The sequence below is a fragment of the Bradyrhizobium denitrificans genome (assembly GCF_013179005.1).
Classification (GTDB): domain Bacteria; phylum Pseudomonadota; class Alphaproteobacteria; order Rhizobiales; family Xanthobacteraceae; genus Bradyrhizobium; species Bradyrhizobium denitrificans.
In genome coordinates this window covers 1-2,556 of sequence record NZ_JABFDP010000076.1, presented here as the reverse complement: position 1 = coordinate 2,556, position 2,556 = coordinate 1, and the positions used below count along the sequence as shown (strand labels likewise).

The 2,556-nt window shown below is 65.5% G+C and carries 3 protein-coding genes; all 3 read left to right on the top strand.

Features of this window, described 5'->3' with window-relative positions; all coding sequences use genetic code 11:
• Positions 1–58: 58 nt before the first annotated feature.
• The 3 genes from tnpA (at position 59) to tnpC (ending at position 2,455) form a co-directional block, all read left to right on the top strand.
• Entirely contained in the window at positions 59–466 is a 408-nt protein-coding gene (tnpA, locus tag HL671_RS38710) for an IS66-like element accessory protein TnpA (RefSeq protein ID WP_172244229.1), read from the top strand.
• Positions 463–810 (top strand): IS66 family insertion sequence element accessory protein TnpB, encoded by a 348-nt coding sequence (gene tnpB / locus HL671_RS38705; protein WP_172244227.1) that lies wholly within the window; start codon positions 463–465, stop codon positions 808–810. Before tnpA ends, tnpB begins: the two co-directional genes overlap by 4 nt.
• A gap of 73 nt (positions 811–883) precedes the next feature.
• A complete protein-coding gene (gene tnpC, locus HL671_RS37755; RefSeq protein ID WP_172244225.1) occupies positions 884–2,455 on the top strand; it encodes an IS66 family transposase in 1,572 nt (523 codons plus the stop codon).
• The last annotated feature ends 101 nt before the right edge of the window (positions 2,456–2,556 follow it).

Sequence of the window (2,556 nt, the reverse complement as noted above, 5' to 3'; positions counted from 1 at the left end):
GTATCCGTCCGGTGAAGGCCGCCTTGCCGAATGAGGCGTGTTGTTGCGAACTGTCCTTATGGACAGTGATAGGCGCAGTGCCCAGGTCGAGCGGCTTGAGGTGGTGGACACGGGCCGGCGGCGGCGCTGGTCCGAGGATGAGAAGCTCAAGATCGTCCTGGAGAGCTTGCAGGCGCCGCGCCAGGTCGCGGCAACAGCGCGCCGGTATGGCGTTTCGCGGTCATTGCTGCTGCGATGGCGACGGTCGTTTCGGCCCGAGCCGAAGGATGCCGCCGATCAACCTGGCTTCGTACCGGCGATAGTGGTCGCGGAGTCAGGGCCGACGCCTGGTCCGGTCGCGCCGGCCGGCGGCGGCGCCATCGAGATCGAGTTTGCGGCCGGGGCTCGGATGCGGATCACGGGCACGGTCGATGCGGCGACGCTGAAGGCCGCGGTGGCGGCACTGGCAGATGGACGGCCGCGGTGATCCCCATTGCGTCGGGCGTGCGGGTGTGGATTGCGACCGGCCACACCGACATGCGCCGCGGCATGAACTCGCTGGCCTTGCTGGTGCAGGAAGCCTTCAAGCGAGACCCGCACGGCGGCGATCTCTATGTGTTCCGAGGCAAGAGTGGCAAGCTGATCAAGATCCTTTGGCACGATGGACTGGGCATGTCGCTTTATGCCAAGCGGCTGGAGCGCGGCCGCTTCCTGTGGCCGTCGTCGGCTGATGGCGTGGCGACAATCACCCCAGCCCAGCTTGGCTATCTGCTGGAGGGCATCGACTGGCGGATGCCGCAACAGACCTGGCGACCGCAGGCGGCCGGCTGATCGCTGGGATTTGAATCGATGGCACGATCAGCGGCCCGGACAGAGACCGCGCCTTGTGATTCTCTGGTCGGCAATGGGCGCCGATGATTCTCTTCCCGACGATGTGACCACGCTGCAGGCGATGCTGCGCGCCGAGCGAGCGGCCCGGTTGGTCGCGGAAGCCGAGGCCCAGGCGGGGAGCTTGCTGATCGAGAAGCTCAAGCTCACGATCAAGAAGCTGCGGCACGAGCAGTTCGGACAGTCCTCCGAGCGCGGCGTATTGCTGGACCAGCTCGAGCTGCAGCTCGCCGACCTGGAGGAAAACGGGGCGCAAGCCGAGACCGCGGCACAGATGGCAGCCGAGAAGATTGCGGTGCCATCGTTCGAGCGCCGCAAGCCAGCCCGTCGGCCGCTGCCAGAGCATTTGCCGCGGGAGCGCATTGTCTATCCGGTGCCTGCCACCTGCCCATGCTGCGGCGACAGCCGATTGCGCAAGATTGGCGAGGACGTGACCGAGACGCTGGAGCTCGTTCCGCGCCAGTGGAAGGTGATCCAGCACGTGCGCGAGAAGCTCGTCTGCCGGGCCTGCGAAGCGATCACCCAACCGCCGGCCCCCTCGCATCCGATCGCGCGCGGGCGTGCAGGGGCCAAGCTGCTGGCCCATGTTCTGTTCGCCAAGTACGGCCTGCACCTGCCGCTTCATCGTCAGAGCGACGTCTACCAGCGTGAAGGCATCGACCTCGACGTATCGACGCTCGCGGATTGGGTGGGTGCCTCCGCGGCAACCCTGATGCCTTTGGTCGATGCGATCCGGAGCCATGTCTTCGCAGCCGAGCGCATCCACGCGGATGACACCACGGTGCCGGTCCTGGCCAAGGGCAAGACCCGGACCGGCCGGCTCTGGACCTACATGCGCGACGACCGTCCGTTTGCCGGCCCAGATCCGCCAGCGGCCGTGTTCTTCTACTCGTCCGACCGTGGCGGTGCGCATCCGGCGCAGCATCTGGCGGGCTATGCCGGACTGATGCAGGCCGACGCCTACGCCGGCTTTGGCAGGCTCTACGAGGCCAATCGCAAGGGCGGCCCCATTATCGAGGCTGCGTGCTGGGCGCATGGCAGGCGCAAGTTCTTTGATCTCGCGCGGCTCAGCAAGGCGCCGATCGCGGCCGAGGCAGTCAAGCGCATTGATGTCCTGTTCGCCATCGAGCGCGAGATCAACGGTCTTACTGCGCAGGAGCGTTTGCGTGTGCGCCAGGAGCGTAGCCGCCCCCTGATAACCGAGCTGGAGGCGTGGTTACGCGAGCAGCGCGCCAAGCTCTCCAAAAACAACGACACGACCAAAGCGATCAACTACTGCCTCAGCCGCTGGGATGCATTTAGCCGCTTCCTTGATGACGGACGGCTTTGCATGTCGAACAATGCTGCCGAGCGTGAGCTACGGGCGGTCGCTGTGGGACGAAAAAATTGGACCTTCGCTGGGTCCGATGAGGGCGGCCGGCGTGCGGCTGCCATCTACAGCCTCATTGCCACCGCCAAGCTCAACGACATCGATCCACAGGCTTGGCTTGCCGACGTGCTGGCCCGACTGCCCGATCATCCCGCCAAGCGCATCCACGAACTCATGCCCTGGAATTGGCGACCTCAGAACGTCGCTCACGCCGCGTGAGCGCTGTCAGCCATCCGCTCAAGATGACCTAACTAGGGGCCGTCACCGGACGCATACGACACTCGTAATCGTAGCGCTCGATCTGTCCAGGCTTTGCCGGG

Bases quoted from the DNA above. Each gene is read 5' to 3' on its own strand.
- tnpA (WP_172244229.1), top strand. From the start codon at position 59: ATGGACAGTGATAGGCGCAGTGCCCAGGTCGAGCGGCTTGAGGTGGTG.
- tnpC (WP_172244225.1), top strand. From the start codon at position 884: ATGGGCGCCGATGATTCTCTTCCCGACGATGTGACCACGCTGCAGGCG.